Annotated in this window: 24 protein-coding genes; 10 read left to right on the forward strand and 14 right to left on the reverse strand. The window is 64.5% G+C overall.

The window, feature by feature from the left end; all coding sequences use genetic code 11:
- Positions 1-55 precede the first annotated feature (55 nt).
- Positions 56-994 (reverse strand): iron-siderophore ABC transporter substrate-binding protein, encoded by a 939-nt coding sequence (locus HKD46_RS07615; RefSeq protein WP_042017262.1) that lies wholly within the window; start codon positions 992-994, stop codon positions 56-58.
- 185 nt (positions 995-1,179) lie between these two features.
- Between HKD46_RS07615 and HKD46_RS07620 the strand changes: the two genes are divergently transcribed.
- Entirely contained in the window at positions 1,180-1,908 is a 729-nt protein-coding gene (locus HKD46_RS07620; RefSeq protein ID WP_161646493.1) for a 4'-phosphopantetheinyl transferase, read from the forward strand.
- A 90-nt stretch (positions 1,909-1,998) separates the two neighbouring features.
- Here the strand turns inward: HKD46_RS07620 and HKD46_RS07625 are convergent, their stop codons facing one another.
- From HKD46_RS07625 to HKD46_RS07645, 5 genes are all read right to left on the reverse strand, one after another.
- Positions 1,999-2,817, reverse strand: coding sequence for an amonabactin ABC transporter ATP-binding protein (locus tag HKD46_RS07625; RefSeq protein WP_161646492.1), 819 nt, complete (start codon positions 2,815-2,817; stop codon positions 1,999-2,001).
- A gap of 43 nt (positions 2,818-2,860) precedes the next feature.
- Entirely contained in the window at positions 2,861-3,910 is a 1,050-nt protein-coding gene (locus HKD46_RS07630; RefSeq protein ID WP_161646491.1) for an amonabactin ABC transporter permease subunit 1, read from the reverse strand.
- Between the two features lie 12 nt (positions 3,911-3,922).
- On the reverse strand, positions 3,923-4,939 hold the full coding sequence (locus tag HKD46_RS07635; RefSeq protein WP_010674444.1) for an amonabactin ABC transporter permease subunit 2: 1,017 nt from the start codon (positions 4,937-4,939) through the stop codon (positions 3,923-3,925).
- A 78-nt stretch (positions 4,940-5,017) separates the two neighbouring features.
- Positions 5,018-6,991: a siderophore amonabactin TonB-dependent receptor gene (locus HKD46_RS07640; RefSeq protein ID WP_010674445.1), complete on the reverse strand. Its 1,974-nt coding sequence runs from the start codon at positions 6,989-6,991 to the stop codon at positions 5,018-5,020.
- A gap of 60 nt (positions 6,992-7,051) precedes the next feature.
- A complete protein-coding gene (locus HKD46_RS07645; protein WP_171865093.1) occupies positions 7,052-8,287 on the reverse strand; it encodes an MFS transporter in 1,236 nt (411 codons plus the stop codon).
- 215 nt (positions 8,288-8,502) lie between these two features.
- Between HKD46_RS07645 and HKD46_RS07650 the strand changes: the two genes are divergently transcribed.
- Positions 8,503-9,252 (forward strand): hypothetical protein, encoded by a 750-nt coding sequence (locus tag HKD46_RS07650; RefSeq protein WP_103259986.1) that lies wholly within the window; start codon positions 8,503-8,505, stop codon positions 9,250-9,252.
- A 9-nt stretch (positions 9,253-9,261) separates the two neighbouring features.
- Here the strand turns inward: HKD46_RS07650 and HKD46_RS07655 are convergent, their stop codons facing one another.
- From HKD46_RS07655 to HKD46_RS07665, 3 genes are all read right to left on the reverse strand, one after another.
- Positions 9,262-9,723, reverse strand: coding sequence for a DUF2919 domain-containing protein (locus tag HKD46_RS07655; RefSeq protein WP_171865095.1), 462 nt, complete (start codon positions 9,721-9,723; stop codon positions 9,262-9,264).
- Positions 9,724-9,867: 144 nt separating this feature from the next.
- The gene (gene corA / locus HKD46_RS07660; RefSeq protein WP_005301617.1) at positions 9,868-10,815 is read right to left on the reverse strand and encodes a magnesium/cobalt transporter CorA; all 948 of its coding nucleotides are present in this window, start codon (positions 10,813-10,815) and stop codon (positions 9,868-9,870) included.
- 415 nt (positions 10,816-11,230) lie between these two features.
- Positions 11,231-12,874, reverse strand: coding sequence for an electron transfer flavoprotein-ubiquinone oxidoreductase (locus HKD46_RS07665; protein WP_171865097.1), 1,644 nt, complete (start codon positions 12,872-12,874; stop codon positions 11,231-11,233).
- A 126-nt stretch (positions 12,875-13,000) separates the two neighbouring features.
- Between HKD46_RS07665 and HKD46_RS07670 the strand changes: the two genes are divergently transcribed.
- The 5 genes from HKD46_RS07670 (at position 13,001) to aroG (ending at position 18,800) form a co-directional block, all read left to right on the forward strand.
- Entirely contained in the window at positions 13,001-13,750 is a 750-nt protein-coding gene (locus HKD46_RS07670) for an electron transfer flavoprotein subunit beta/FixA family protein (protein WP_161469562.1), read from the forward strand.
- 103 nt (positions 13,751-13,853) lie between these two features.
- A complete protein-coding gene (locus HKD46_RS07675) occupies positions 13,854-14,783 on the forward strand; it encodes an electron transfer flavoprotein subunit alpha/FixB family protein (protein WP_161469563.1) in 930 nt (309 codons plus the stop codon).
- 224 nt (positions 14,784-15,007) lie between these two features.
- Positions 15,008-16,096, forward strand: coding sequence for a 3-phosphoserine/phosphohydroxythreonine transaminase (serC, locus tag HKD46_RS07680; RefSeq protein ID WP_161646488.1), 1,089 nt, complete (start codon positions 15,008-15,010; stop codon positions 16,094-16,096).
- A gap of 170 nt (positions 16,097-16,266) precedes the next feature.
- On the forward strand, positions 16,267-17,547 hold the full coding sequence (aroA, locus tag HKD46_RS07685; RefSeq protein ID WP_041212941.1) for a 3-phosphoshikimate 1-carboxyvinyltransferase: 1,281 nt from the start codon (positions 16,267-16,269) through the stop codon (positions 17,545-17,547).
- Positions 17,548-17,744: 197 nt separating this feature from the next.
- Positions 17,745-18,800: a 3-deoxy-7-phosphoheptulonate synthase AroG gene (aroG, locus tag HKD46_RS07690; protein WP_041212942.1), complete on the forward strand. Its 1,056-nt coding sequence runs from the start codon at positions 17,745-17,747 to the stop codon at positions 18,798-18,800.
- Between the two features lie 86 nt (positions 18,801-18,886).
- Here aroG and HKD46_RS07695 read toward each other — a convergent pair whose 3' ends face one another.
- Positions 18,887-19,609: a TerC family protein gene (locus tag HKD46_RS07695; RefSeq protein WP_010674455.1), complete on the reverse strand. Its 723-nt coding sequence runs from the start codon at positions 19,607-19,609 to the stop codon at positions 18,887-18,889.
- A 117-nt stretch (positions 19,610-19,726) separates the two neighbouring features.
- Here HKD46_RS07695 and HKD46_RS07700 point away from each other — a divergent pair, with 117 nt between their 5' ends.
- The 3 genes from HKD46_RS07700 to HKD46_RS07710 all read left to right on the forward strand — a co-directional run bounded on the left by HKD46_RS07700 (position 19,727) and on the right by HKD46_RS07710 (position 22,992).
- Positions 19,727-20,842 (forward strand): ATP-NAD kinase family protein, encoded by a 1,116-nt coding sequence (locus HKD46_RS07700; RefSeq protein ID WP_171865099.1) that lies wholly within the window; start codon positions 19,727-19,729, stop codon positions 20,840-20,842.
- Positions 20,843-20,949: 107 nt separating this feature from the next.
- Entirely contained in the window at positions 20,950-21,228 is a 279-nt protein-coding gene (locus tag HKD46_RS07705; protein WP_171865101.1) for a YfcL family protein, read from the forward strand.
- A gap of 99 nt (positions 21,229-21,327) precedes the next feature.
- Positions 21,328-22,992, forward strand: coding sequence for an AMP-binding protein (locus HKD46_RS07710; protein WP_171865103.1), 1,665 nt, complete (start codon positions 21,328-21,330; stop codon positions 22,990-22,992).
- A 501-nt stretch (positions 22,993-23,493) separates the two neighbouring features.
- Here the strand turns inward: HKD46_RS07710 and HKD46_RS07715 are convergent.
- The 4 genes from HKD46_RS07715 to HKD46_RS07730 all read right to left on the reverse strand — a co-directional run bounded on the left by HKD46_RS07715 (position 23,494) and on the right by HKD46_RS07730 (position 25,836).
- On the reverse strand, positions 23,494-23,643 hold the full coding sequence (locus HKD46_RS07715; protein ID WP_171865084.1) for a hypothetical protein: 150 nt from the start codon (positions 23,641-23,643) through the stop codon (positions 23,494-23,496).
- Entirely contained in the window at positions 23,624-24,505 is an 882-nt protein-coding gene (cdd, locus tag HKD46_RS07720; protein WP_010674459.1) for a cytidine deaminase, read from the reverse strand. Before cdd ends, HKD46_RS07715 begins: the two co-directional genes overlap by 20 nt.
- A gap of 226 nt (positions 24,506-24,731) precedes the next feature.
- Positions 24,732-25,418: an LrgB family protein gene (locus HKD46_RS07725; protein ID WP_151027702.1), complete on the reverse strand. Its 687-nt coding sequence runs from the start codon at positions 25,416-25,418 to the stop codon at positions 24,732-24,734.
- A 58-nt stretch (positions 25,419-25,476) separates the two neighbouring features.
- Positions 25,477-25,836 (reverse strand): CidA/LrgA family protein, encoded by a 360-nt coding sequence (locus HKD46_RS07730; RefSeq protein WP_010674461.1) that lies wholly within the window; start codon positions 25,834-25,836, stop codon positions 25,477-25,479.
- Between the last annotated feature and the right edge of the window lie 54 nt (positions 25,837-25,890).

Consider the following 25,890-nt stretch of genomic DNA (forward strand, 5'->3'; position numbering starts at 1 on the left):
ATAAAAAAGAAGCCCGCATCATGCGGGCTTCTTGTTGGCTGTAAACCGAGGGGGCTTAGTGAGCGATGGGGGCGGCATCCGGTTTGGTGAGCAGGCGCTCGACGTCGTCGATCACCTTGAGGGCCGCCTGGGGGCCGCCGGTGGAGGTCCACAGCGACCCGTCCACGGCGCCGAAGCGCTTGCCCTTGATGGCGCCGAGTTGCTGGAAGGCCGGGGTCTGCTCGGCCTGCTTCATGGCATCCACCGCATCCCCGCTGGTGCTGAGGGTGCCGATCACCAGCCAGTCACCGTCCAGCAGGTTGAGGGATTCGAGGCTCAGGGCCGGGGAGTGGGGGCTCTTGTCGCCAATCTGGTGGGAGGGGCGGGTGAGCCCCATCTCGGTGACCACGCTGCTGGCAAAGGTGCCGCCGTGCATGTAGCTCGGCCCCTTGGGGTTCCAGCGCACTATGCTCATCTGTTCACCCTGATGCTGGGCGAGCTTGCTGCGGGCCTCTGCCAGGCGGGCCTCATACCGGGTGAGGAACGCCTTGGCCTCGGCCCCCCGGTTCATCGCGTCGGCGCTGCGACCGAACACGGTTTTCCAGGGCTCGCCCCAGTTGCCGGTGACGACGGTGGGGGCGATCTCCTTGAGCAGGGCGAGGAGCTCGGGCTTGGTCTGGCCGGTGAGGATGAGGTCTGGCTCCAGATCGATGAGGGTCTCCAGATTGGGGTTGTCCAGATCCCCGACCACGGCGATCTCCTTGCCCGCCTTGTCCAGCAGATAGCGGGGCAGGGTGGACTGGCCGCGTCCATTGACGGTGCCTACCGGCTGCACCCCCAGAGTCAGGGCGCTGTCGAGATCGAGTTCGCTCAACACGACGACCCGCCGGGGCGCATCGGGGACGCTCTGGGGCTGGCCGTTGGCATCGATGACCTGGCGGCTGCCCGCCTGGGCCTGGAAGCCCGTCAGGCTGGCCAGCATGAGCAAGGTGGCCAGCGGGGAGAAGATCTTCATGGTGACATCCTTATGGGTGAAATCGGTGGGCCGGAGTCTGTGGAAAGTGCCTGAGAGCCGCCCGGCCAGCCCCGAATGGGCGGGGACATGCTACCACAAAGCAAGTGAGAAGCGTTGTCATTTGTATTTGTGGCATGGCCTCGGCTTGCTTTGGTACCATCGCAGGCCCCTGTCAGGAGCCTTTCATGTTGCCTCGTTGTCCCTCACTCGATGGATCCTTTGTCCGTCAATTCGATACCTTGTGCCTGCCGGGTCTTGAGACGCTGCCTCTTCATCGGGTCTGTTTTGATCCCGCCGCCTTCTCGCCGGAGTGCTTTGGGGCCCAGGGCATCATCCTGCCTGCTTCATTGCAGGGTGCCCCCAAGCGCCTCGGGGAGTTTCTGGCGGGGCGTCTCGCAGCCCGTGAGGCCCTGCGTCCCTTCGGTCTTGCTGGATGCAGCGTGGCCATCGGAGCGGCCCGGGAGCCACTCTGGCCTGAAGGGGTGGAGGGGAGCATCAGCCACAGCCGGCTGGCGGGAGAGGGGGTGGCCCTGTGTGCGGTGCGCCCGGGCCAGGAGGGAATTGGGCTGGATCTGGAGGCCTGGCTCGATGGCGACCAAGGGGCGCAGCTCTGGCCCGGCATCATGGATGGGGAGGAGTGGGGACGGCTGGAGGCGGGGGTTCACGACGCCCAGCTGAGCCTGGCAGAGGGCGTGACCCTGGTGTTTTCCGCCAAGGAGAGCCTCTTCAAGGGGCTCTATCCCCGGGTGGGGCGCTACTTTGACTTTCTCGATGCCCGCTGGCTCGCCATGACGGCGCAGACTCTCACCCTGGAGCTCAAATGCCCGCTGACGCCGACCCTGCCCGCCGGCTGGCGCGCCACCCTGCACTGGCAAGCCCTGCCGGGGGGCGTGCTTACCGTCTTGCTGCTGTGAGCACGATACCAGCGCCCGGATAACGCCAACGCAAAGCCCAGAGAAAGAAACCGCCATCAGGCGGTTTCTTTCTCTGGCACAGGGTCTTGCTCAGGCCGACACGTCATGGTCGGTGCGCAGGCGGGGCACTTCGTCAGCGCGTCGGCGGGGCACGATGACAGGGGCCCCGTCGCCGGGGGTGTGCAGTATGTCCACATCGGTCTGGTAGAGGCGATCGATGAGGGGCTTGGTCACCACCTCCCGGGCCGGGCCCATGGCCTGGATGGCGCCATCCCCCAGGGCAATCAGCTCGTCACAGTAGCGGGCGGCGGTGGCGAGATCGTGGATGACGATAAGCACCGTCTTGCCCTCGGCGGCGACCCGATGGATGGCTTCCATCACCTCGGTCTGGTGGCCGATGTCCAGCGCGCTGGTGGGCTCGTCCAGCAAGATGATGTCCGCATCCTGGGCCAGCACCATGGCGAGCCACACCCGCTGGGCCTGACCGCCGGACAGCGAACTGGCGCTCTGATGCCAGATGGCATCAAGCTGCATCCGCTCCCGGGCCCAGTCCACCATGCGGGCATCTTCCTCGCTCCACTGATTGAACCAGCCCTGATGGGGATGGCGGCCATATTGCACCAGCTGCTCCACCAGGATACCGGGGGGGACCAGGGGGCGCTGGGGCAGATAGGCGAGTTCCCGAGCCAGGGCTTTGGCGCCATAGGCACCGAGTGGCTTCTCCTTGAGCAGGATCTCCCCGGACCGGGGTTGCTCCTGTCCCGCAAGGAGCTTGAGCAGCGTGGATTTGCCGCCGCCGTTGGGGCCGACGATCCCCACCAGCTTGCCCCGGGGGAGGGAGAAGGAGATCTCCTTGAAGATGGTCTTTTGCGGGTAGCCGAACTGGAGTCGGTTCACGGTGAGCGTCATCGGGCGGCCCTCGGTCTGTATTGAAAATGGATGAATGCCATGGTCAGTCGGCCTTCTGGCGATCTTTGAGCAGGATGAAGAGCAGCAGCAGGCCGCCGAGAATGCGGGTCATGATGCCGGTAGCCACTTCGTGGGGGCTGGCCAGCACCCGCACCAGGGTGTCGCTGGCGAGCAGCATCAGGGCGCCGCACAGGGCGGCAATCCAGAGCGGCACGATGCGATCCCGGCTGAGCCAGGAGGCAAGGATGGGTGCCGCCATGGCGATGAAAACCACGGGGCCGCCGATGGCGGTGCCAAGGGCTGCGACGATGATGGCCTGGGCCAGCACCCCGAGCTGGACCCGGTTCACGTTGACCCCGAGAGTACGGGCGGTGACCGGTCCCAGGCGCAGCACGCCGAGGGAGCGGGAGAGACAGACGGTCCAGGGGCAGATGAGCAGGAGCAGCAGGCTTACCGGCAGCAAGGTGCCATAGCCCTGACCGACGAAGCTGCCCATGTTCCACAGATAGAGGCTGGTGAGGTGCACCAGGGACTGGGTGGACATGACGAACTGGCCGAGGGCATTCATCAGCTCCGAGACCCCGATGCCGATCACCACGAACAGGTAGCCCTGCTCCCCCGGCTTGTTGCACAGGGCATAGAGCACGGCGGCGGCAAACAGGGCGCCGAAGGGGGCGGCCCACCAGGGCCAGGTACCCAGGGTCAGATAGAGGGAGAAGATGATGATGGCCAGGGATGCCCCCTCGTTGACCCCGATCATGTCCGGGGTGGCGAGGCGGTTTCGCACCAGGGTCTGCACCAGGCAGCCCGAGAGTCCCATGGCGGCGCCGGCTACCAGCACCGCCAATAGGCGCGGCAGTCGGATCTTGAAGACGGTTACCTGATCGAGTCGGCTTCCCTCCCCGAGCAGGGTCTGGATCACCCCCATCATGGTGATCTTGCCGGAACCCAGGGTGAGGGCCAGCAGGGAGAGCAGGGTGAGGGCGACCAGGAGCCCCAGGGTGATGAGCCAGGCGCGGCGGTGCAGCAACAGGGTGCGGCTGCCAAGGCGAAGGCAGAGGGTGCCGCTCGGGAGTGAGAGAGAGTTCTTCATGGGCGTGGCACCTTATTTGACGGCCAGCAGGGAGCGGAAGCCGCCGCTGCGCACCACCAGGATGAGCACAGGCGCCCCGATGAGCGCCAGAATGACGCCGTTGGGCAGCTCGTAGGGCTGGATAAGCCAGCGGGCCAGCACATCGGCACCGAGCAGAAAGAGCACCCCGAACAGGGCAGAGAAGCGCACCTGGATGGCGAGGCGAACCGGCTCCACCAGGCGGGCGCAGTAGGCGGCGAGGAAGCCGACAAAGCCGATGGGACCGGCGATGGCGATGGCGCAGGCGGTGAAGAGCGTTGCGGCCAAGAGCACGCCGATCCGCACCCGGGTGGGGCGGATGCCGAGGGCCCTGGACTGGTGATCCCCCATTTGCATCAGGGTGAGAGGGCGACAGAGCGCCAGGGTCAGCAGCAGGGCGGCAAGGGCGAAGGGGACCACGGTGAGTACAGCTTCCAGACTGGAGGCGGCAAGGGACCCTAAGTTCCAGAAGCGGAACTGCTCCAGCACCACCCGGTTGGAGAGCAGCAGGAAGTTGGAAAGACCGCCGAAGGTGGCGGAGAGGGCGACCCCCACCAGGATGAGCTTGAGGGGGTTGGAGCGCCCCACCATGAGGCCGAGGCCCAGCACGATGAGGTTGCCGAGCAGGGCCCCCATGCCGGACCAGAGCAGATACCCGTAGGCGGATTCGACGCCAAACCACGTGAGGCCGATCACCAGGGCAAAGACGGCGCCGGCATTGACCCCGAGCAGGCCGGGTTCGGCCAGAGGGTTGCGGGTGGCACTTTGCAGCATGGAAGCCGCCAGGGAGAGTGATGCCCCCACCACCAGGGCTGCCAGGGTGCGGGGCAGGCGCAGGGTATGGACTATCATGGCGAGCTTTTCATCGGCCACGAAGGCGGGATCGCCCATCAGGAAACCGGCGACTTCGCGGCCACCATAGACACCGGCCCCGGTGGCCAGTGACAGACAAATCAGCAGGAAGAGGAGCAGCACGCCGAGCCAGAACAGCCGAGCTTGGTATCTGAGCACTCAATGACTCCTTGAATTCGGGGAGGCAGAAACGCAAAAAGGGAGCCCCGCGACCGGGGCTCCCGCATACAGGATGGATTACAGCTTGTAATCGACCCCTGCGTAGACGGTGCGACCTTCCAGGATGAAGTCGGCGTCGGTCGCCACCTCGTCACGCTGGGTGTTGGTGAGGTTGGTGATGCCGAGCTTGAAGTCCAGGGCCGGCGTGACGGTCCACTTGGTGTTCACGTCCAGGGTCTGGTAGTGCTTGGAGGTGAATGCCTGGGCGTTGCGGGCCGGCACCTTGATCACCTGGCTGCCGACATACTGCCAGGCCAGGTTGGCGCTGACGACGTCGCTCGCCTTCCAGTCCAGGCCGATGTTGCCGGTGTGATCCGGGGTCTTGGCCAGATCGTCACCCGTGCTCTTGTCTTCGGAGTCCAGCAGGGTCAGGTTGCCGGTCAGCTGCACGTTGTCCAGCACGTCGAACCAGCCGGTCAGCTCCAGCCCCTTGATGCGGGCCTTCTTGACGTTGAGGTAGGTCATGACGGTCGGACGGTAGCCCGGGCCCCACTGATCGCTCTGGATCAGATCCTCGATCTCGTTGTGGAAGCCGGTCACGCCTGCACCGAAGCGATCGGCGTTGTAGGCGGTGCCAAGCTCGTAGCTGACGGAGGTTTCCGGCTTCAGATCCGGGTTGCCTATCACCTTGCAGGCGCCGCGGCAGGCGGTGGTGGCGAACCCTTCGCTGGACTGGGCCAGGGTCGGGGCCTTGAACGCCTTGCCGGCGCCGCCCTTGATCACCCACTCGTCACTCAGGGAGTAGAGGGCGTAGGCACGGGGGCTGAACTCGTTGCCATAGGTCTCGTGGTGATCCAGACGGCCGGAGAGCGTCAGGGCCAGATCCCCAAAGCCGAACTCGTCTTGCAGGTAGAGGGCGCTCTGGCTCGCATCCACGCTGCCGTTCTGGATGCTGCGGCTGTGCTCCAGCTCGGTCTTGCGGAACTCTGCACCCGAGGTCAGCAGGTGATCCCCGAGGTAGCCGCTCAACTGGCCATCCACCGTGTTGTTGGTCTGGGTGATGTCGGCGGCGCCACCGTTGAGCTGGGAGTCATCCATCAGATCGGTCTGCTCGAAGTAGTAACGAGCGCGGCTGTCGAAGTGTTCCCAACGGCCGTTATGGGTCAGCCCCAGGCTCAGGCGATCGAGTTTCTGCACGTTGTGGGGGGTGGCCGGTGCGGTCGGGGCACGGGGCACGTTGTTGAAGTAGCTGTCCATGTCGTTCTGGTTGTAACCCAGATCGAAGTCGATGTCCTGGTTGTCGGCCACCAGCCACTTCAGGCTGGAGAGCACGTTGACCACTTCCCGTTTCTCCAGAGCGTCGGCATCCGGGTTGTTGGACTGCTCGCTCTTCCAGCGATCCCGCTGATAGCCTTCCACCACCACGCTGCCCAGCAGCTTGTTGTCGATCAGGGCGCCGGAGACGAAGGCGCTACCCTGGTTGGCATCCCCGCCATCCCCCTTGGTGGGCATGGTGTGGGTGTAGCCGACGGCCGCTTCGGTGTTCTCCTTGGCCTGGCGCAGGATCACGTTGACCACGCCGCCGAGGGCATCGGCCCCGTACAGGGAGGAGACGGGACCGCGGATCACTTCGATGCGCTCGATGGCGGCCATGGGGATGGAGCTTAAGTCGAAGTCGTTGCCAAAGGAGCTGCCCAGGGTCTCGCGGGCGTTGACCCGCTTGCCGTTGACCAGCAGCAGGGTGTAGTCACCGCCCATGCCGCGGATCTTGATCTCGTTGCGACCCGTGGGGTTGGTGCCGATGATGTTGACACCGGGCACGTGCTTGAGGGCATCGCCGATGTTGTTGACGTTCATCTTGTCCAGATCGGCGCGGGTGACCACGGAGACGCTGGCCGGGGCGGTCAGCTCGGTGTGCTTGGTCTGGGTGGCGGTGACCACCACCGTCTCGTTGGCCTTGACGGACTCGGCCTGGGCCAGGCCCGGTACGGCCAGCAGACCAAGGGAGAGCAGAATGGGGTTCAGTTTAAAGAGGCCGTGCTGCAACTGCATTGTCAAAAACTCCATGGATATAACTGAGGTTATGGGGTCCGGATTCTTCTGATCCGGTGCTCACTGACTTCCTTGTCTGGCGGTGCCAGAGGCAGGATTATTGTTATCTCTTGTGCTCTTCAGGCTCCGGATGAGGAACCAGACACCGGCGCAGGCCACCAGGGTGCACGCAATGTTGATCCAGGCCAGGGTGGGGAAACCGTGCAGGGCGCCCCCCTCGTCGGAGACCAGATATCTGGCGGAGAGCAGGCTGCCGAGGCCCGCGGCCACATTGGTGACCGAGCCCTGGAAAGACATGAAGGCGGCGCGCTGGTGGGGGGCCGGAATGGCCGCCGTGACCGCGAGGGTGGTGCTGGCACGGGCGGAGCTCAGGGCCATGAAGAGGGTGAACAGCAGATAGAGAGGCAGGCCTGCCGGCAAGGCAAAGCCCACCAGGGTGATCAGGGCCAGGGCCAGGCTGGTGAGCAGGATGGCGCCCTGGGCGCGGCCCTGATCGATCCAGCCGCCGCACAGGCGCATGGTGGCCATGCTGGCAAGGCCGCCGCACAGATAGAGGCTGGCGATCTGCTCGCGCGGGAAACCCAGGTTGAACTGGAAGTAGTTGGCAAAGTGCGGAATGAGCAGGAAGTGGCCGAACATCTGCAGGCAGAGGATGAAGAGGGCTCCCTGGCAGAGCGGTGACCCCAGCAACTGGCGCATCCCCTGGCCTGCCGGGGCCCGGTTGACCGGCAGGGACGGCAGCCAGATGGCACACAGCAGGGCCAGCAGCAGGCCGCCTGCACCAAACAAGAGGAAGGGGCTCTGCCAGCCAGACCGCTGGGCCAGCACGAGGGCCGCGGGCACGATCAGAATGGCGGCCAGGGAAAACGCCATGCCCACGTAGGCGAGGCGGCGGCCCCGCTCGGCGGGCGGTACCAGATCCAGCACCGCCGCCATCAGGATGGCCCCCAGGGGGCCGGCCACGCAGCCGGACAGGATGAAAAGCAGCAGCAGTGTCTGGCTATCCTCGGCCAGGGCGCAAGCCATCAAGAGCAGGAAGCGCAGGACCAGCAGTACCAGCAGGGCGGGTTTGCGGTTGACCCGATCGAGCCAGGGGGCGGCCAGGAGGCCCAGCAGGGCGGCGCCCAGGGTGGCGCCGCCGCTGAAGTAACCTGTCTGCTCCGGCAGCATCCCCAGGCGGGTTACCAGTTCCGGGCCAAGGGGCATCACCATCATCATGCAGCCCATGGAGAGCATGTTGATGAGCAGCGCCAGGTGGATGGCGGCAGGGGTGGATGCGACGGATTCTGGCTTCATCAGAGGCTGACTCGAAAAAATGAGTCCGAATTGTATCCGAGGGTTTTTGTTGTGACAACAAATGATAACCATTTTTATTTGTATTGATTGGTATCTTAACGAGTCTTTATCTGGTGCCTCTGTGTGGGGATGCATACCAGGCCCGTTGCAATCGGGGCGCCATGGACCATGATGGCAGGAAGCGAGAGGGTGGCGGTGAACGCCGGGAGGAGAAGATGCGCGCAGGATCAGGGTATTGGGGGCTGGGGTGCTGCCTGTTGCTGGCATTGCCCCTGAGGGCCGAAGTGAAGGTCATACCGGTATTCGAGGCGGATGCCGCGGTGCAGACGCTCAAGGAGATCTACCCGGATCTCGGGGTGAGCGCCATGGGCAACCAGCTGGTACTGAGCGGAACCCCCGCCCAGTTGCAGGAGGCCGAGCGTACCCTGGCGCAAGTGAACCAGCCGCCCCAAAGCCTGCTCATCGAGTGGCGGGTGGATGGCGCCTCCAGCCGTCAGCAGGCCGGAGTGGGGCTGGGCCTTGATGCCAAACGGCAGTGGCTGCTGGAGGGGGATGCCCGGCACTATGAACGCAGCCAGAGTGACAACTGGCAGGTGCGTGGCCTCTCCGGGCGGCCCGTGTTGTTGCAGATGGGGTCCTATCAGCCGGTCACCTTTTACCAGTGGCAGGGGGGAAGGGTGGTGGGCATGATGCCGCTGATGAACGGTCTCTACGCCACCGCGACCCTGATAGGGGACAGGGTGCAGGTGGCCCTCAGCAGTGAACAGGCAAGAGTGGAGCGGGGCAACATACACACCGGCCAGAGTGCCACCGAGGTGAGCGGCGCCCCGGGCCAGTGGCTGACGGTGGGGGAGCTTTCCACAACCCAAGGCAGCCGGGAGGCCGCGATCGCCAATCCATCAGGCATGGGCGGGGCCAGCGGCAGCGAGCGCCAGACTCTGCAGATCCGGGTCACGCGCCAGTGAACCAGTCTGTCAGTGGGGCTGATCCAGGGCGTAATCCCGCAACTGGCGGCTTCTTAGCAGATACCAGAGCGCCCAGAGGCTGGCGATGAGCACCAGGGCGGTGGGCCAGTTGAACGACCACTGCTGCAGATTGAGGCTGTGCAGTTGCATCAGAAGGCCGCTGACGGCAGAGCAGAGCAGCAGCAAGGGGCTGTGGCGTCTGAGCCAGGCTCTGGCACTGTGGGTCTGGCGATGGGTGCCGCCGCAGGCGAGCAGCGCCAGCATGGCGGGCACGTCCGTCAGCAGGCTGACATAGAGGGTGAGCTTGTCCGGGTAGAAGAGGGTCAGGATGGCGCTGCCACTCTCCCGGGTGACCCCCGCCATCAGAAACAGCCAGACCGAGCGGGTCAGCAAGAGGGCGATGGGCCAGAACCAGAGCGGGGGGCGCAACTGGCCGTGATCGTCGTAACGGTGTTCGGGGTAGAGGGTCATGGTGGCCCGGTATCCATTCATGCAGTGCGAGTGATGAAGGGGATATGGGGCACAGGGCAGGCCATTGCAAGGCCGGCAACGGCCGGGAATTAATCGGGGGGCCAGGCCCCCCAATCCGCAGTCTTTAGTTGCCGGGTTCCGGCGTCACAGCCAGCCTTTTCGCTTGAAGAAGAGACCGGTGCCCAGCGATGACATCACCATCAGCACCAGGGAGAGGGGATAGCCATACTCCCAGGCGAGCTCCGGCATGCGGCCAAAATTCATGCCGTAGATGCTGGCGATAAGCGTCGGCGGCAGGAAGATCACCGCGGCTACCGAGAAGATCTTGATCACCTTGTTCTGCTCCAGATTGGTCACCCCCATGGAGGCCTCCAGCTGGAAGTTGATCTTGTCGAACAGGAACTGGGTATGGGGCAGCAGGGATTCCACGTCGTGCAGCATCTCGTCGATCCACTTGTTCTGCTCCCCCGTCATGCGCTGGCGCAGACTGCGTTTGAGGAAGCGCAGGGCGCGGCGGGTATCGTGCAGGGAGAGACGGATCTGGCCGTTGGCCTCTTCCTGGGCCATCAGCTCCTTGAGCATGGGGTTGATCTGGTCCGGCTCGAAGATCTGATCGGCGGTGTTCTCCAGGGTCTTGTAGCCATCCTCGATGAGATCTGAGAGGTACTCCACCTTGAGGTTTTGCACCTCCAGCAGGATGTCGAGGGCGTCTTCGACCTCCAGCCTGTCCTGGCGCATGTAGTGGCGCAGCAGACGCACCAGGCCGATGTCATCCTCGCGAATGCTGATCAACAGGTTGTTGCGCAAGGTAAAAGAGACGTGCACACCCTTGGTGTCGCGACCGATGCGCTGGGGAAACAGGGAGTGGATGTGCAGACCGTCGGTGTCCCAGTAGAATCGGGCGGATGCCTCGATGTCATCGAGCTCCTCCTTGTCCGGCACCTCCTCCAGGAACAGGCCCGTCAACCATTCTCGCTCCGCTGTGTCCGGCTTGTAGGCATCCAGCCAGACGGTGTTGTCGGGAACGATGTCATCCGGCCCGAGCGTGACTATGTCCAGCACCTTGTTGTTGAGAATGTAGGCGGTGATCATCTGTCCCCCCTTAAGAAGTCATGGGTAATCAGGGATGGTTGCACAGGTTCATGCGGCCTTAGATCGCACGGAAAGCGATCCCATGAAATAGCATAACGAGGCCGATGGACAACCTGAATGCGGCGAACTATACAGGGGCGGGACCCGCTTGTCAGGGCCTATTCATCAGGGGTTCAGCCTGTTCGCTCAAAAAAGCGGCGAGGTCGGATCAGCCGTGGCGACCCCGATGCGGGCGATCCCGGCGTCGCCTCCTTTGTTCGCCCTGGTGTGGGGGAGGGCCCGGGCTCACCGGCGGGAATGGCGGGTTGCTGGTCGCCCTGCGACAGCCCCCGGCCAAGCGCAGGAAACGGTCTCCGGGCGGTGTTCCGGGGCTGCGTCTCCTTGTTATCTGCTCTGGTTTGCGTGGGCAAGCCTGTTACAGATTGGGGTAGTTGGGGCCCGAGCCGCCCTGGGGCGGCGTCCAGACGATATTCTGGCTGGGATCCTTGATGTCGCAGGTTTTGCAGTGAATGCAGTTGGCGGCGTTGATCTGCAGCCTTGGCCGGGTATCCCCATCGAGGATCTCGAACACCCCCGCCGGGCAGTAGCGCTGGGCGGGTTCGGCCCAGGTGGGCAGGTTGACCTCGACCGGAATACGCGCGTCCTGAAGGGTCAGGTGACAGGGTTGATCCTCGTCGTGGCTGGTGCTGGCCAGATAGACGGAAGAGAGCTTGTCGAAGCTGAGCTTGCCGTCGGGTTTGGGGTAGTCGATGGGCTGGCAACGGCTGGCCAGGCGCAGCTGGCGGTAATCCGGCTCCTTGTCCAGCAGAGTAAAAGGAGGAGTCCGGGCAAAGAGTCGCTGCTCCAGCCAGTTGAAGGCGCCGCCGAGCCAGGGGCCGAAGCGGTGCAGGGCGGCCCCAACGTTGCGGGCCCTCTTCAGTTCCCGGGTCAGCCAGCTTTGCAGCAGCGCGTCCTGAAACTCGGCCAGATCCCGTCCCCCTTCATCCCCTCCTCGCAGTGCCATGGCGACCGTCGCGGCCGCCACCATGCCGGACTTCATGGCGGTGTGGATCCCCTTGATGCGGGAGAAGTCCAGGGTGCCCGCATCACAGCCGATGAGCAGGCCGCCCGGAAAGTGCATGCGCGGCAATGAGTGCCAGCCCCCCTTGGTGATGGCCCGCGCGCCGTAGCTGATGCGCTCGCCCCCCTGCAACGTTGCCGCGATGAGGGGGTGGTGCTTGAGACGCTGGAATTCGTCAAAGGGGCTGAGCCAGGGATTCTGGTAGTTGAGATCGACGATAAGGCCGACCGCCACCTGATCCTGGGCCAGATGATAGAGATAAAAGCCCCCCTGACTCTTGTTGCCCTTTCCCTCACCAAGGGGCCAGCCGCTGCCATGGAGCACCCGCCCAGGATGGGATTGTCCCGCAGGCACCTGCCACACCTCCTTGAAGCCGATGGCGTAATGCTGCGGCTGGGCGGTATTTTCCAGATGGAATCGGGCGATCAGCTGTTTGCCGAGGTGGCCGCGCGCCCCTTCGGCAAACAGGGTATAGCGGCCATACAGGGCCATGCCGGGCACGTGATCCGGCTTGGGGTTGCCCTCCTTGTCGAGGCCAAGATCGCCGGTCACCACCCCGCGCACCCGGCCCTCCTCCACGATGAGGGTGCTCGCCGCAAAGCCCGGGTAGATCTCGACACCGAGGGCCTCGGCCTGCTTGCCGAGCCAGCGGCAGAGGGTGCCGAGGCTGATGATGTGGCTGCCGTCATTGTGCATGCGGGGTGGCACCGCCCAGTGGGGCAGTTGCAGGGAGCGGCTGTCGCTTTGCAGCAGATGGACCTGATCATCCGTCACCGGCACGCCGAGGGGGGCCTCCTGCCAGCTCTCTGGCAGCAGCTCCCTGAGGGCGACGGGATCGAGCAGGGCGCCGGAGATGACGTGGGCACCGATCTCGGCCCCCTTCTCCAGCAGGCAGACCGAGAGGGCCGGGGCCTGCTGCTTCAATGCGATGGCGGCGCTCAGGCCTGCCGGGCCACCACCGACGATGACGACATCAAATTCCATTGCTTCGCGTTCCATCTTGCCTCTGCGCTCGACTTGGCCTAGGGTAGTGCTGGTAGTTTACGTAAACGTAAACCGCTTTGTCAGCAGAAAAGTGAGTGACGACAAGGTGGACCCACACAACAGGTATGAGGGATGACCGCCATGAAGCTGCTGGTCGCAGTCAAACGGGTCGTTGATTACAACGTCAGGATCCGGGTCAAGGGGGATGGCTCCGATGTGGAGCTCGCCAATGTGAAGATGGGCATCAACCCGTTTTGTGAAATCGCGGTGGAGGAGGGGGTCAGGCTGCGGGAAGCCGGCGTGGCATCCGAGCTGGTGGTGGTGACCTTCGGCCCCGAGGCGGCGGCCGAGCAGTTGCGCCATGCCCTGGCGCTGGGGGCGGATCGGGCGCTGCACTATGTTACCGGCGAGTCCCTGACTCCGCTCACCGTGGCCCGGGCCCTGCAAACGGTGTGCGGGCAGGAGCAGCCCGATCTGGTGCTGCTCGGCAAACAGTCCATCGACTCTGACAACAATCAGGTAGGGCAGATGCTCGCCGCCCTCAATGACTGGCCGCTTGCCACTTTCGCCTCCGCCATCAGGCTGGTGGAGGGGGAATTGCAGGTGACCCGCGAGATAGACGGTGGCCTCGAGACCCTCGGCATGGCGCTGCCCGCCGTGGTGACCGTGGACTTGCGCCTCAACGAGCCGCGCTTCGCCTCCCTCCCCAACATCATGAAGGCCAAGCGCAAGCCGCTGGAGAGCCAGCCGTTCGCCGCCCTCGGGGTGGTGCCGGCCGGCCAGACACGGCAGCTCGGAGTGATGGCGCCGCCGGTGCGCAGCGCCGGCATCAGGGTGGGCTCGGTGGACGAGCTGCTGGACAAGCTCAAGCACGAAGCCCGGGTGCTCTGATGGGCAGGGGCATGAGAGGGATGCCTCCCGCAGGCGTGAGCGCCATGCATGGGGCAGCGGCCCCGGGGAGCAAGGGATCAATGGATGACATGAAGGTGCTGCCATGAGCGTACTTGTGATTGCGGAACATCATCAGGGGCGGATCGCCGACAACCTGGCCCAGCTGGTCACGGCGGCGGGGCGCCTGGGGGGCGAGGTGCATCTCTTGCTGCTGGGGCAGGGGCTGACGGAGGCGGGGGAGCAGGCCGCCGCCCTCACGGGGGTAAACCGGGTGCTGCTGGCGGAACATCCCATGCTGGCGGAGGGGCTCAACGACGGGGTCGACAGACTGCTCGCCGAGGTGGCCAGGGACTACCAGCACTGCCTGATGGCGGCCAGCAGCCAGGGCAAGGATCTGCTGCCGCGGGTGGCAGCCAGGCTCGGGGTGGAGATGATCGCCGAGGTGACCGGCATCGAGGGGCCCGACACTTTCCTGCGTCCCATCTATGCGGGCAACGCCATCGCCCGGGTGGCAAGCAGCGCCCCCGTCAAGGTGCTCACCGTGCGGCCCACCGCGTTCGCCAAGGCCGGGTCCGGGGAGGAGCGTGCCGTAATGGAATCGCTGCCGGTGGCCGAGGTGCGCTGCCGTACCCGGCTCATCGAGCGGCGTGCGGTGCGCTCCGCCAGACCCGAGCTCGGGGCGGCCCGGGTGGTGGTCTCCGGCGGGCGGGCGCTCGGCTCGAAAGAGCACTTTGCCCTCATCGACGCTCTGGCGGACAAGCTGGGGGCTGCCGTCGGGGCATCGCGGGCCGCCGTGGATGCGGGTTATGTCTCCAACGACCTGCAGGTGGGGCAGACCGGCAAGGTGGTGGCCCCCGAGCTCTACATCGCGGTGGGCATCTCGGGCGCCATCCAGCATCTGGCGGGGATGAAGGAGTCCAAGGTGATCGTCGCCATCAACAAGGACGCCGATGCCCCCATCTTCCAGGTGGCGGACTACGGTCTGGTGGGGGATCTCTTCACCCTGCTGCCGGAGCTCACTGCCAAGCTGTAAATTTGCCACAAAGGGGCGAAGAAAGCCGTCCGTGCTGTCTTGCCCCCGTTTCCATGCATATTCTCTGCAAGCCCTGGCCCGTTCAGGGCTTTTGTCTGATGGGGGCCCGGTGGCGCCGGGGCAAAAGGTTGCGCTGGATCCCAAAAAGCCTTTGCCCCCACGGGGGGCTGTCGTGTAAAAACGTTCGAGTCACCGATCACACACATCCATTCACGGAAAGCGTCATGAGCAAACAGATTTACAACTTCTGCGCCGGCCCCGCCATGTTGCCGGTTGAAGTCATGGAGCGCGCCCAGCGCGAATTTTGTAATTTCCAGGGGCTGGGAGCCTCGGTCATGGAGCTTTCCCATCGCGGCAAGCCCTATATGGCGGTCGCCGAGAAGGCCGAAGCGGACCTGCGCGACCTGCTGGCGGTGCCGGACAACTACAAGGTGCTCTTCATGCACGGCGGTGGCCGCGGCCAGTTCTCCGCCGTGCCCATGAACCTGCTGGGTGGCGCCAACAAGAAGGCGGATTACCTGGTGACCGGCGTCTGGGCCCAGAGCGCCGTGGATGAAGCCCAGAAATACGGTGACATCCAGACCTTCCAGGGGGTGGCCAAGAACGAGCAGGGGGTCTCCCACCTGCTGCCAACGCCGGCGTTTCGCACCGATGCTGCCTATGTGCACTACTGCCCGAACGAAACCATCGATGGCATCGAGATGTTCGACATCCCGGCCACCGGCGATGTGCCCCTGGTGGCGGATCTCTCCTCCACCATCCTCTCCCGTCCCCTCGACGTGAGCCGCTTCGGCATCCTCTACGCCGGTGCCCAGAAGAACATAGGCCCCTCTGGTCTGGCCATCGCCATCGTGCGCGATGACCTGCTGAACCAAGCCCGCGCCGATGTGCCGTCCATCTTCGACTACCAGCTCACCGCCAAGAACGACTCCATGTTCAACACGCCCCCCACCTACGCCTGGTATCTGGCCGGTCTGGTGTTCGAGTGGCTGAAAGAACAGGGCGGCCTCGAGGCGATGGAAGCACGCAACAAGGAGAAGGCCGACTTCCTCTACGGCTACCTCGATCAGTCGAGCTTCTATGGAAACAAGGTGGATGTGGCCTGCCGCTCCCGCATGAACGTGCCCTTCCAGCTGAAGAACGAGGCTCTGGACAAGCTGTTCCTGGCGGAATCGGAAGCGGCCGGTCTGCTGGCCCTCAAGGGACACCGCATCGTCGGTGGCATGCGCGCCAGCCTCTACAACGCCATACCCCTGGAAGGGGTCAAGGCCCTGGTCAGCTTTATGGATGATTTTGCCAAACGCCACGGTTGAGGCGTGCCTCCCCATTGCCAGACGCCGGGGACTCCCCGGCGTCTGTTTTTCAGACCCATCCTGACCCAGGCTGCCCTCTCCCGCGGTCGTGCCACTGTCGAACTTGCCGCGGGGGACGCGGGCTGTTAACGTCCGGTCAGGTGATTTAATTGAGATCGAACAGGAAGTCTATGAATTCGTTGCGTTTGGAACCCATTTCTAGCGTGGCCGGGGTGGTCAATCTGCCCGGCTCCAAGAGTGTCTCTAACCGGGCTCTGCTGCTGGCGGCCCTGGCCCGGGGCACCACCCGGCTGACCAACCTGCTCGACAGCGATGACATCCGCCACATGCTGGCGGCGCTGACCCAGCTCGGCGTCAAGTACAAGCTCTCCGCCGACAAGACCGAGTGCACCGTGCACGGTCTGGGTCGCAGCTTCGCGGTCTCGGCGCCGGTCAACCTGTTCCTCGGCAATGCCGGTACTGCCATGCGCCCCCTGTGCGCCGCTCTGTGCCTGGGCTCCGGCGAGTACACCCTGGGCGGCGAGCCGCGCATGGAAGAGCGCCCCATCGGCCATCTGGTGGATGCCCTGCGCGAAGCGGGTGCCCACATCCAGTACCTGAAGAAAGATGGCTATCCGCCCCTGGTGGTGGATGCCAAGGGGCTCTGGGGTGGCGATGTCCACATCGACGGTTCCGTCTCCAGCCAGTTCCTGACGGCGTTTTTGATGGCTGCCCCCATGGCAGCCGGCGACACCCGCATCCACATCAAGGGGGAGCTGGTCTCCAAGCCCTACATCGACATCACCCTGCACATCATGAAGCAGTTCGGGGTGGTCATCGAGCACGACGACTACAAGGTGTTCTACATCAAGGGCAACCAGACCTATGTCAGCCCGGGGGACTTCCTGGTGGAAGGGGATGCCTCCAGCGCCTCCTACTTCCTCGCGGCGGGCGCCATCAAGGGCAAGGTGCGGGTTACCGGCATCGGCAAGCACAGCATTCAGGGCGACATCCACTTCGCCGACGTACTGGAGAAGATGGGGGCCCGCATCACCTGGGGCGATGACTTCATCGAGGCCGAGCAGGGGCCGTTGCACGGCATCGACATGGACATGAACCACATCCCGGATGCGGCCATGACCATCGCCACCACGGCGCTGTTTGCCGAGGGCACCACCACCATCCGCAACATCTACAACTGGCGGGTGAAGGAGACCGACCGCCTGCACGCCATGGCGACCGAGCTGCGCAAGCTGGGCGTGGAAGTGGAGGAGGGGCACGACTTCATCACCGTGATCCCGCCCGCACAGCTGACCCACGCGGCCATCGACACCTACAACGATCACCGCATCGCCATGTGCTTCTCCCTGGTGGCGCTCTCCGATACGCCGGTCACCATCAATGATCCGGGTTGCACCTCCAAGACCTTCCCGGACTACTTCGACAAGCTGGCCAGCGTCAGTCAGGCCTGAGCCCTTTCGGCCCGCTTCGTGCGGGCCTTTTCATCTCTGCCCCCCGCTTTTTTCATGCCTCCTAGCAGCATTATGCAAACTTGCAAGGTGCGATAATAAAATTCCTTGCCGAAGAATGTAATTTTCTATTTACACCGACCCGGCACAGGGCTAGATTGAGATCTCTTTATCGCAGTCATCTAGCAGGAAACTTGGTCATGCAGCATCAAACCGACGACGTTCGTATCAGTGAAATCAAAGAGTTATTGCCCCCGGTTGCGGTGCTTGAGAAGTTTCCGGCGACCGACACCGCCTCGGCCACCGTGTTTGAATCCCGTCAGGCCATCCACAACATCCTGGCCGGCGACGATGATCGCCTGCTGGTGGTGATCGGCCCCTGCTCCATCCACGATCCGGTCGCCGCCCTGGAATACGGCAAGCGCCTCAAGGTGCTGCGCGACGAGCTGAAAGATCAGCTGGAGATCGTGATGCGGGTCTACTTCGAAAAACCCCGTACCACAGTGGGCTGGAAGGGGCTGATCAACGATCCCTACCTCGACAACAGCTGCCAGATCAACGACGGCCTGCGCCTGGGTCGCAAGCTGCTGCTGGATCTCAACGACATGGGGCTGCCGACCGCCTCCGAGTTCCTCGACATGATCACCCCGCAATACGTGGCGGATCTGATGAGCTGGGGTGCCATCGGCGCCCGTACCACCGAATCCCAGGTTCACCGCGAGCTGGCTTCCGGTCTCTCCTGCCCGGTGGGCTTCAAGAACGGCACCGACGGCACCATCAAGGTGGCCATCGACGCCATCGGCGCCGCCAGCGCCCCGCACCACTTCCTGTCGGTGACCAAGTACGGCCACTCCGCCATCGTCTCGACCGCCGGCAACCCGGACTGTCACATCATCCTGCGCGGTGGCCGCGAGCCCAACTACAGCGCCCGTCACGTGGATGAGGTGGTGAGTGGTCTGGACAAGGCCGGTCTGCCCCAGAAAGTGATGATCGACTTCAGCCACGCCAACAGCAGCAAGCAGTTCAAGAATCAGATGCTGGTGGCCGAGGACGTGGCCGGTCAGCTGCGTGCCGGCAGCAAGGCGGTGTTCGGCGTCATGGTGGAGAGTCACCTGGTGGAAGGGCGTCAGGATCTGGTGGACGGGTGCGAACTCACCTTCGGCCAGAGCATCACCGACGCCTGCATCGGCTGGGCCGATACCGAGGTACTGCTGCGCAACCTGGCGGACGCCGTGGCCGCTCGCAACGCCCTCTGAGCCCAAGGCGCCCCGTTGGCGGGGCAATAAAAAAGCGCGACCCTGGGTCGCGCTTTTTGTTTGGCCATCTCTCGGCAGGTCGCGGTTTACTTGGCCCGCTCCTGGTGGCCGCGCAGGCGGATGTTGATCATCTCCACCACCAGCGAGAAGGCCATGGCGAAGTAGATGTAACCCTTGGGAATGTGCAGATCCAGCCCTTCGGCCATCAGCGCCACCCCGACCAGGATAAGGAAGGAGAGGGCCAGCATCTTGATGGTGGGGTGGGTATCGACGAAGTCGCCGATGGCCTTGGCGGCAAACATCATGACGCCGACGGCGATGATGATGGCCAGCACCATGACAGGGACATGATCCGCCATGCCCACGGCGGTGATGACGGAGTCCAGGCTGAAGATGATGTCGAGGATGGCGATCTGCACCAGGGTGGACAGGAAGCCCGCGGTCTTGCTCACCACACCCGCCTCTTCGGCAGCCCCTTCCAGGCTCTGGTGGATCTCGTGGGTGCTCTTGGCGATGAGGAACAGACCCCCCACCAGCAGGATGAGATCCCGTCCCGAGATGGCTTCCCCCAGCACGGTGAAGAGGGGCTCGGTGAGGCGCATCACCCAGGCCAGGGAGAGCAGCAGCAGGATGCGGGTGCCCATGGCGAGCCCCAGCCCCAGGATGCGCGCTTTCTGGCGCTGGGCTTCCGGCAGGCGACCCACCAGGATGGAGATGAAAATGATGTTGTCGATGCCGAGCACGATCTCGAGCAGGGTCAGGGTGGCGAGCGCGACCCAGGCGGAGGGGTCCGCAATCCATTCCAGCATGATTGAACCTTGGTTGAACAGTGATTGAGGTAGAAGCCGCGCATTTTAGCAGGGGGTCATGGCTTGTCCCAGTGGCGGGAAAAGATAAAAATGGCGGCGATCCAACAGGAGGGAAACATGTTTCGATTAGGGCTCATCATCAACCCCGTCGCCGGAATCGGCGGGGCAGTCGGTCTCAAGGGCAGTGACGGCATGGTCGCCGAGGCGCTGGCGCGCGGGGCCGTCCCCAAGGCCCGGGAGCGGGCTCGCCAGGCCCTGTTGCCCCTGTGCGAGCTGACCACCCCCTTCGAGCTGCTGACGGTGGCCGAAGAGATGGGGGCCGACCTCGCCGCCGAGCTGGGGTTGCCCCATCGCATCGTCCATCGGCCTGCCGGGGCGCAGACGAGCGCCGAGGACACCCGGGCTGCCGCCCTGGCCCTGCGCGATGCCGGGGTGGATCTGCTGCTCTTCGCCGGTGGCGATGGCACCGCCCGGGACATCTGCGCGGCGGTGGGGGAGTCCTGCCATGTGCTCGGCATCCCGGCGGGGTGCAAAATCCACTCCGGGGTCTACGGGGTGACGCCGGCGGCGAGTGGCCGGGTGGCGGCCAGAATGATCGCAGGGGAGCTCCTGAGCCTGGTGGATGCGGAGGTGATGGACATCGACGAGGAGGCGTTTCGCGCCGGCAAGGTGCGCGCCCGCCACTACGGCCAGTTGCTGGTGCCCGGGGATCTGCGCTACGTGCAGGCGGTCAAGCAGGGGGGACGGGAGTCCGAGGAGCTGGTGCTCGCCGATCTTGCCGCTGGTGTGGTGGAGCAGATGGAGCCCGATACCCTCTACCTGATGGGGTCGGGGAGCACGGTGGCCGCCTGCATGGGTGAGCTGGGTCTGGAAAATACCTTGCTCGGTGTGGATCTGGTGGAAAATGGCCGGCTTATCGGGCAGGATCTCAGCGCCGCCGAGATCCTGACCCGGATCCGCGGCCGTCGCTGCCGCCTGATCATCACCCTGATCGGCGGTCAGGGACATCTGTTCGGGCGCGGAAATCAGCAATTGAGTCCAGACGTGATCCGGGCCGTCGGGCGCGAGCATATCCAGGTGCTCGCCACCAAAGCCAAGCTGGCGGCGCTAAAAGGCCGTCCGCTGCTGGTGGACACCGACGATCCGGCACTGAACCGGTCGTTGAGTGGTTATCTGCGCATAACCACGGGATACAAGGATCAGGTCATCTACCCGGTGGCCAACCCGGAATAGGACATCAAGGATGCGGCTGGCCTGGCGCCAGAGAGCCGCGATCAACCGGATCGCGGTTCCACTCCCCGAATTTTTTGCCGGCAACCCCGGAAATGAGGCTGCGTTAAATGACGATTCACGATTTTGAACACAAGTTGTTGGGACTGATCGACGCCATGGTCGCCACGGCCAGCGAAGACGAGCTGTTTGCGGGTGGCTATCTGCGAGGGCACATCTCCCTTGCGGTGGCGCGCGCCGAGCTGGAGGGCAAGACCCTGGTGCGGGACGTCAAGAGCTATGTGCTGCGCAGCCTGAACGAGGCCATCTTGCAGGGTGAGCTCTCCGAGCAGGACGAGGTGCTGGTGCAGAAGATGTGGAAGCGTCTGCAGGCCCAGGCGGAAGCTTGATCCCATTCGCAGTTCAAACACAAGTTTAAGTAATCTGCTTCCCTGAGTGTTATCAAAAGGTTAATAATGAGGCTCGCCTTTTGTTTCAGGGATTAAACCATGGCCTCCACCTCACGCATTGCCACCAGACTGCCGCTCGAGATGCTCTATCACTGGGAGCGGCAGTGTCCCGACCGAATCTACCTGCGTCAGACCATCCACCGCGAATACGTCGACTTCACCTGGGGTGAGGTCGCCGACGAGGCGCGGCGCATGGTGACGGCACTGCGTGCCCTGGGCCTGGTGCCCGGTGACAAGGTGGCCCTGCTCTCCAAGAACTGCGCCCAGTGGTTCATCGCCGATCTGGCGATGCAGATGGGGGGATACGTGAGCGTGCCCATCTACCCCACCGCCAACGTCGACACCATCGAATACGTGCTGCGCCACAGCGAAACCAGGGCGATCTTCGTCGGCAAGCTGGACGACTGGAAGAGCCAGGAGGCGGGGGTGCCCGGGGATCTGCTGCGTATCGCCCTGCCTTACGACACCATGCCGGCCGCCCACCAGTGGGACGATCTGCTGGCGCAATACGACCCCATCCCGGACAGCCCGGTGCAGGCGCCGGATGCCCTGCTGAGCTTGGTCTACACCTCCGGCAGTACCGGCAAGCCCAAGGGGGCCATGCTGAGCGTGGAGCGCTACGCCTGGTCCTGCGAGAAGCTGGTGGAGGCGGTCTCCCTCACCGCCGAGGATCGCGGCTTCTCCTACCTGCCCCTTGCCCACATCACCGAGCGGGTCTACATCTACGGCGGCAGCCTGTTCAGCGGTGCCACCATCGCCTTCCCCGAATCCCTCGACACCTTCATCGAGGACGTCAAGCGCTGCCGTCCCACCGTCTTCATCTCGGTACCGCGGCTCTGGGCCATGTTCCGCATCAAGATCCACGAGAAGCTGCCCCAGAGAAAGCTGGCGCTGCTGCTCAAGATCCCCCTCGTCTCCAGCCTCATCAAGAGCAAGCTGCAAAAGGGGCTGGGGCTGGATCAGGCGCGGGTGCTGGGCTGCGGCTCGGCGCCGGTGGCCCCGGCGCTGCTGGAGTGGTATCACAGCATCGGCATCCATATCACCGAAGCCTGGGGCATGACCGAGAACCACGCCTACTCCACCCTCAACTACCCGTTCCGGGCGGACAAGATAGGCACCGTCGGCAAGGCCGGGCCCGGGGTGACCATCAAGATCTCCGACGAGGGGGAGATACTCTGTCGCTGCGACGGCATGATGGTGGGCTACTACAAGGATCCCGAACACAGTGCAGAGGCCATCGACGCCGAGGGCTGGCTGCACACCGGTGACATGGGCAAGCTGGACAGGGAGGGTTACCTCACCATCACCGGCCGCATGAAGGACGTCTTCAAGACTGCCAAGGGCAAGTACGTGGCCCCGGTGCCCATCGAGGGGATGCTCGGGCAGGAGCCCATCATCGAGCAGCTCTGCGTCATCGGCTACGGCATGCCGCAGCCGGTCGCGCTGGTGCAGCTCGCCGAGAGCGCCATGAAGGGGGGCAAAGCCGGGGTGGAAGCCCAGCTGGAGGCCGCCCTCAATCGGGTCAACGACAAGCTGGAATCCCATGCTCGCCTGCGGGGCATCCTGGTGGTCAAGAGCCCCTGGAACATCGAGAACGGGGTGCTGACCCCCACCATGAAGATCCGCCGCCACCTGCTGGAACAAAAATACGCGGACATCGGCGAGCGCTGGTCCGGCAGCCAGCGCATCCTGTGGGAGTCCTGACAGGGGTCGGTGCCGCCATATGGGCCACATCAATGACAGCGGGGGAGCCAGTGGCTCCCCCGCTGTATTTCAGGGGGGAAGCAAGCCGACAGGGGGCTGGGGCATTGACCCCTTACCCGATGCTTCCCGCTGCCGCCATACCGCCCCGCGTCGGGGGAACAGGCAGGGAAAGGTATTTGCAAAATCCATGGAAAGGCGGGATCCCAGTGGCTTGGCAAATGCATCTTGGGGTCACACACGGGGGCCGCAAGGGGCAGGGTGGGGCATTGACGCCTTCTCCGATGCTTCCCGCTGCCGCCATGCCGCCCCGCGGCGAGGGAACAGGCAGGGAAAGGTATTTGCAAAATCCATGGAGAGGGGTGATCCCAGTGGCTGGGCGAATGCATCTTGGGGTCACACACGGGGGCCGCAAGGGGCGGGGTGGGGTATTGACCCCTTAACCTGGGCTTCCCGCCACCGCAGAGGAGGTCTGCCAATAAGGTCATCGGAGGGAGACCGCCCTCACATGGGGCAGGTGGGCATCTGATGCACGGCGCCAGAGGCGCAGAGAAAGAGGGTGAGGGGCAGGATGAGAGCCGCAGAGAGCAAGAAGGGGAGCCGCAGCTCCCCTTCCCGTTGGCGGATGCCGGGGTCAGACGGCTTTGTACTCAAGCTCGACTGAACCCAGGGCCTTCAGGGTGGACTGGGCCGAATCCCGCTGACTGATCTGGCCATCCTTGCTCTCCAGCAGCACGGCGCGGCGCACGGTGGCGAGATCCTCGCCACCCAGCACCGCGTGGGCGCAGGCCATCTGCATCGGCGGCAGGCTCGGGTTGAAGGCGGCGTTCTCGGCATAGCGGCCGCAGAAGATGCGCCCGTCCTCGAACTGCAGCGCCACCGCGGCATAGCCCTGGCTGTAGGGGGCATAGCTCTGGCGGGCGGCGGCGAGCGCAGCCTGCCACAGGGGGTCGTCGCTCTCGAGCACCAGCTCGTCATGGGCCTGGGGGCTCATCAGGGCATCGGTAATCTCGAGATCGGCGGGGCCGAAGGAGTGGGGCAGGAAGGATTGCAGCTCGCTGAGATCGTCCGGCAGGGAGACCTTCAGGGTCTTGGCGGTGCTCAGCTCGTTCATGAACTGGCGGCAGTGGCCGCAGGGGGTGTAGTTCACGGTGATCTCGGAGATCCCGGTCTCGCCACCCAGCCAGGCGTTGGAGATGGCGGACTGCTCGGCGTGGACCGAGTGGAACAGCCCCTGGCCCGCGAACTCCATGTTGGCGCCAAAGTACCAGGTGCCGCTCAGGCCGCAGGCGATGGCGCCGACGAAGAACCTGGAGATGGGGGCCACCGAGCAGGCGGCCGCCAGCGGCAGCAAGGCCAGACGCAGGGCCCTGTCATCCAGCCCGGTGGCGGCTTTCAGGGTCGCGACCTGGTCCGGGGTAAAACGGGCCTGGAAATCGTCCCCCAGCATGGGCAGCAGGGCGGCCTGGAGCGGGGCGGAAAGGGTCTCGAATGGCTTGGCAAAGCGGGGATGCATACTGTGTCCTCAAAGGCCAATTGGGGGGCCATTGTAGGGAGCAAGCGCGGCGAATTGTGTGAGCGCGCTCACGCCTTGATGGGCAAAGGGGCGGGGATGGTAAAGGAAACGTTTGTCTTTCGCAATCTGTGCGCCAGCTCCCGGCATCAGGGAGGTGAGGGTATCGGATGGAAACGGTGAAAGGGCACAGAGGCCATGGCCGCAGGGGCGGCCATGGCAACGGGGATCAGGTCAGCCAGTGGTAGAGGGCGAACAGCAGGGGGGCGATGGCTGCGGTCAGCACACCGCACACCACCATGGCCAGCGACGAGAAGGCGCCCTGGGTCACCCCCTGCTCGGCGGAGGCGGCGGTGCCGATTGCGTGGGCGCAGGCTCCCATGGCGAGCCCCTGGGCCTCGGGGTCGGTGACCCGCATCAGCTTGAGCAGGGGATAGCCCGCCAGGGCCCCCAGGATCCCCACCACCACCACCACGGCGGCGGCGATGGCGGGAATGCCGCCGAGGGACTGGCTGACGCTCATGGCGAGCGGCGTGGTGATGGACTTGGTGGCGATGGAGGCGAGCAGCGCCGGATCCGCCCCCATCAGGTGGCCGACCCCCAGGGTGGTGCAGACCGAGATGAGCACCGCGGTGAGGGTACAGGCCAGGATGGGTGTGAGCTTGTCGCGGATCTGGCGTGCCTGCTGGTAAAGCGGCAGGGCCAGGGCCACCACGGCGGGTTCCAGCAGGGCGGTCAGGGGCGAGGCCCCCTGCTGGTACTGATCCAGAGGCAGATCGAGCCAGAGCAGCAGGCCGATGATGACGGCGGTGGGGATCAGCACCGGATTGATGACGGGCCAGGGCAGGCGGCGGTAGAGGGCCCGGGTCATGAAATAGAGCGCCAGGGTCAGGGGAATGGCCAACCAGAAGATCATGGCTGCATCCTTGTGATGACAGGGTAAGGTGAGGTGAGGGGCAGGGCAAACCAGAGGATCATGGCTTGTTCATCCTTTGATAGAGGTGGCCAACCGCGCCCAGGATGAGCACGATGCCGAGCACGACGCAGAGCATGATGAGACCGAAGGATTGGCGCAGGGGCTCGAGCCAGGCCACCAGGCCCACCGCCACCGGCACGAACAGCACCCCCATGTGGCGCAGCAGCAGGCCGCCCCCCAGCTCGACCCAGGAGAAGCGGACGATCTGCAAGGAGAGCAGCACGAACAGCAGCAGCATGCCGATGATGCTGCCGGGGAAGGCGAAGGGCAGGATGGCCGCCACGGCTTTGCCTGCCAGCAGACAGGCGATGATGACCAGAAAATCACGAAGGTAGCGCAGGGTGCGTTGCAGCAGCACGGGGGCCTCATCTTGGCAAGTGTGAGCAAGGTCGCAGTTTAACAGGCACGGGGG

It is taken from the genome of Aeromonas sp. TW 6 (genome assembly GCF_013168745.1).
Taxonomy (GTDB): domain Bacteria; phylum Pseudomonadota; class Gammaproteobacteria; order Enterobacterales; family Aeromonadaceae; genus Aeromonas; species Aeromonas caviae.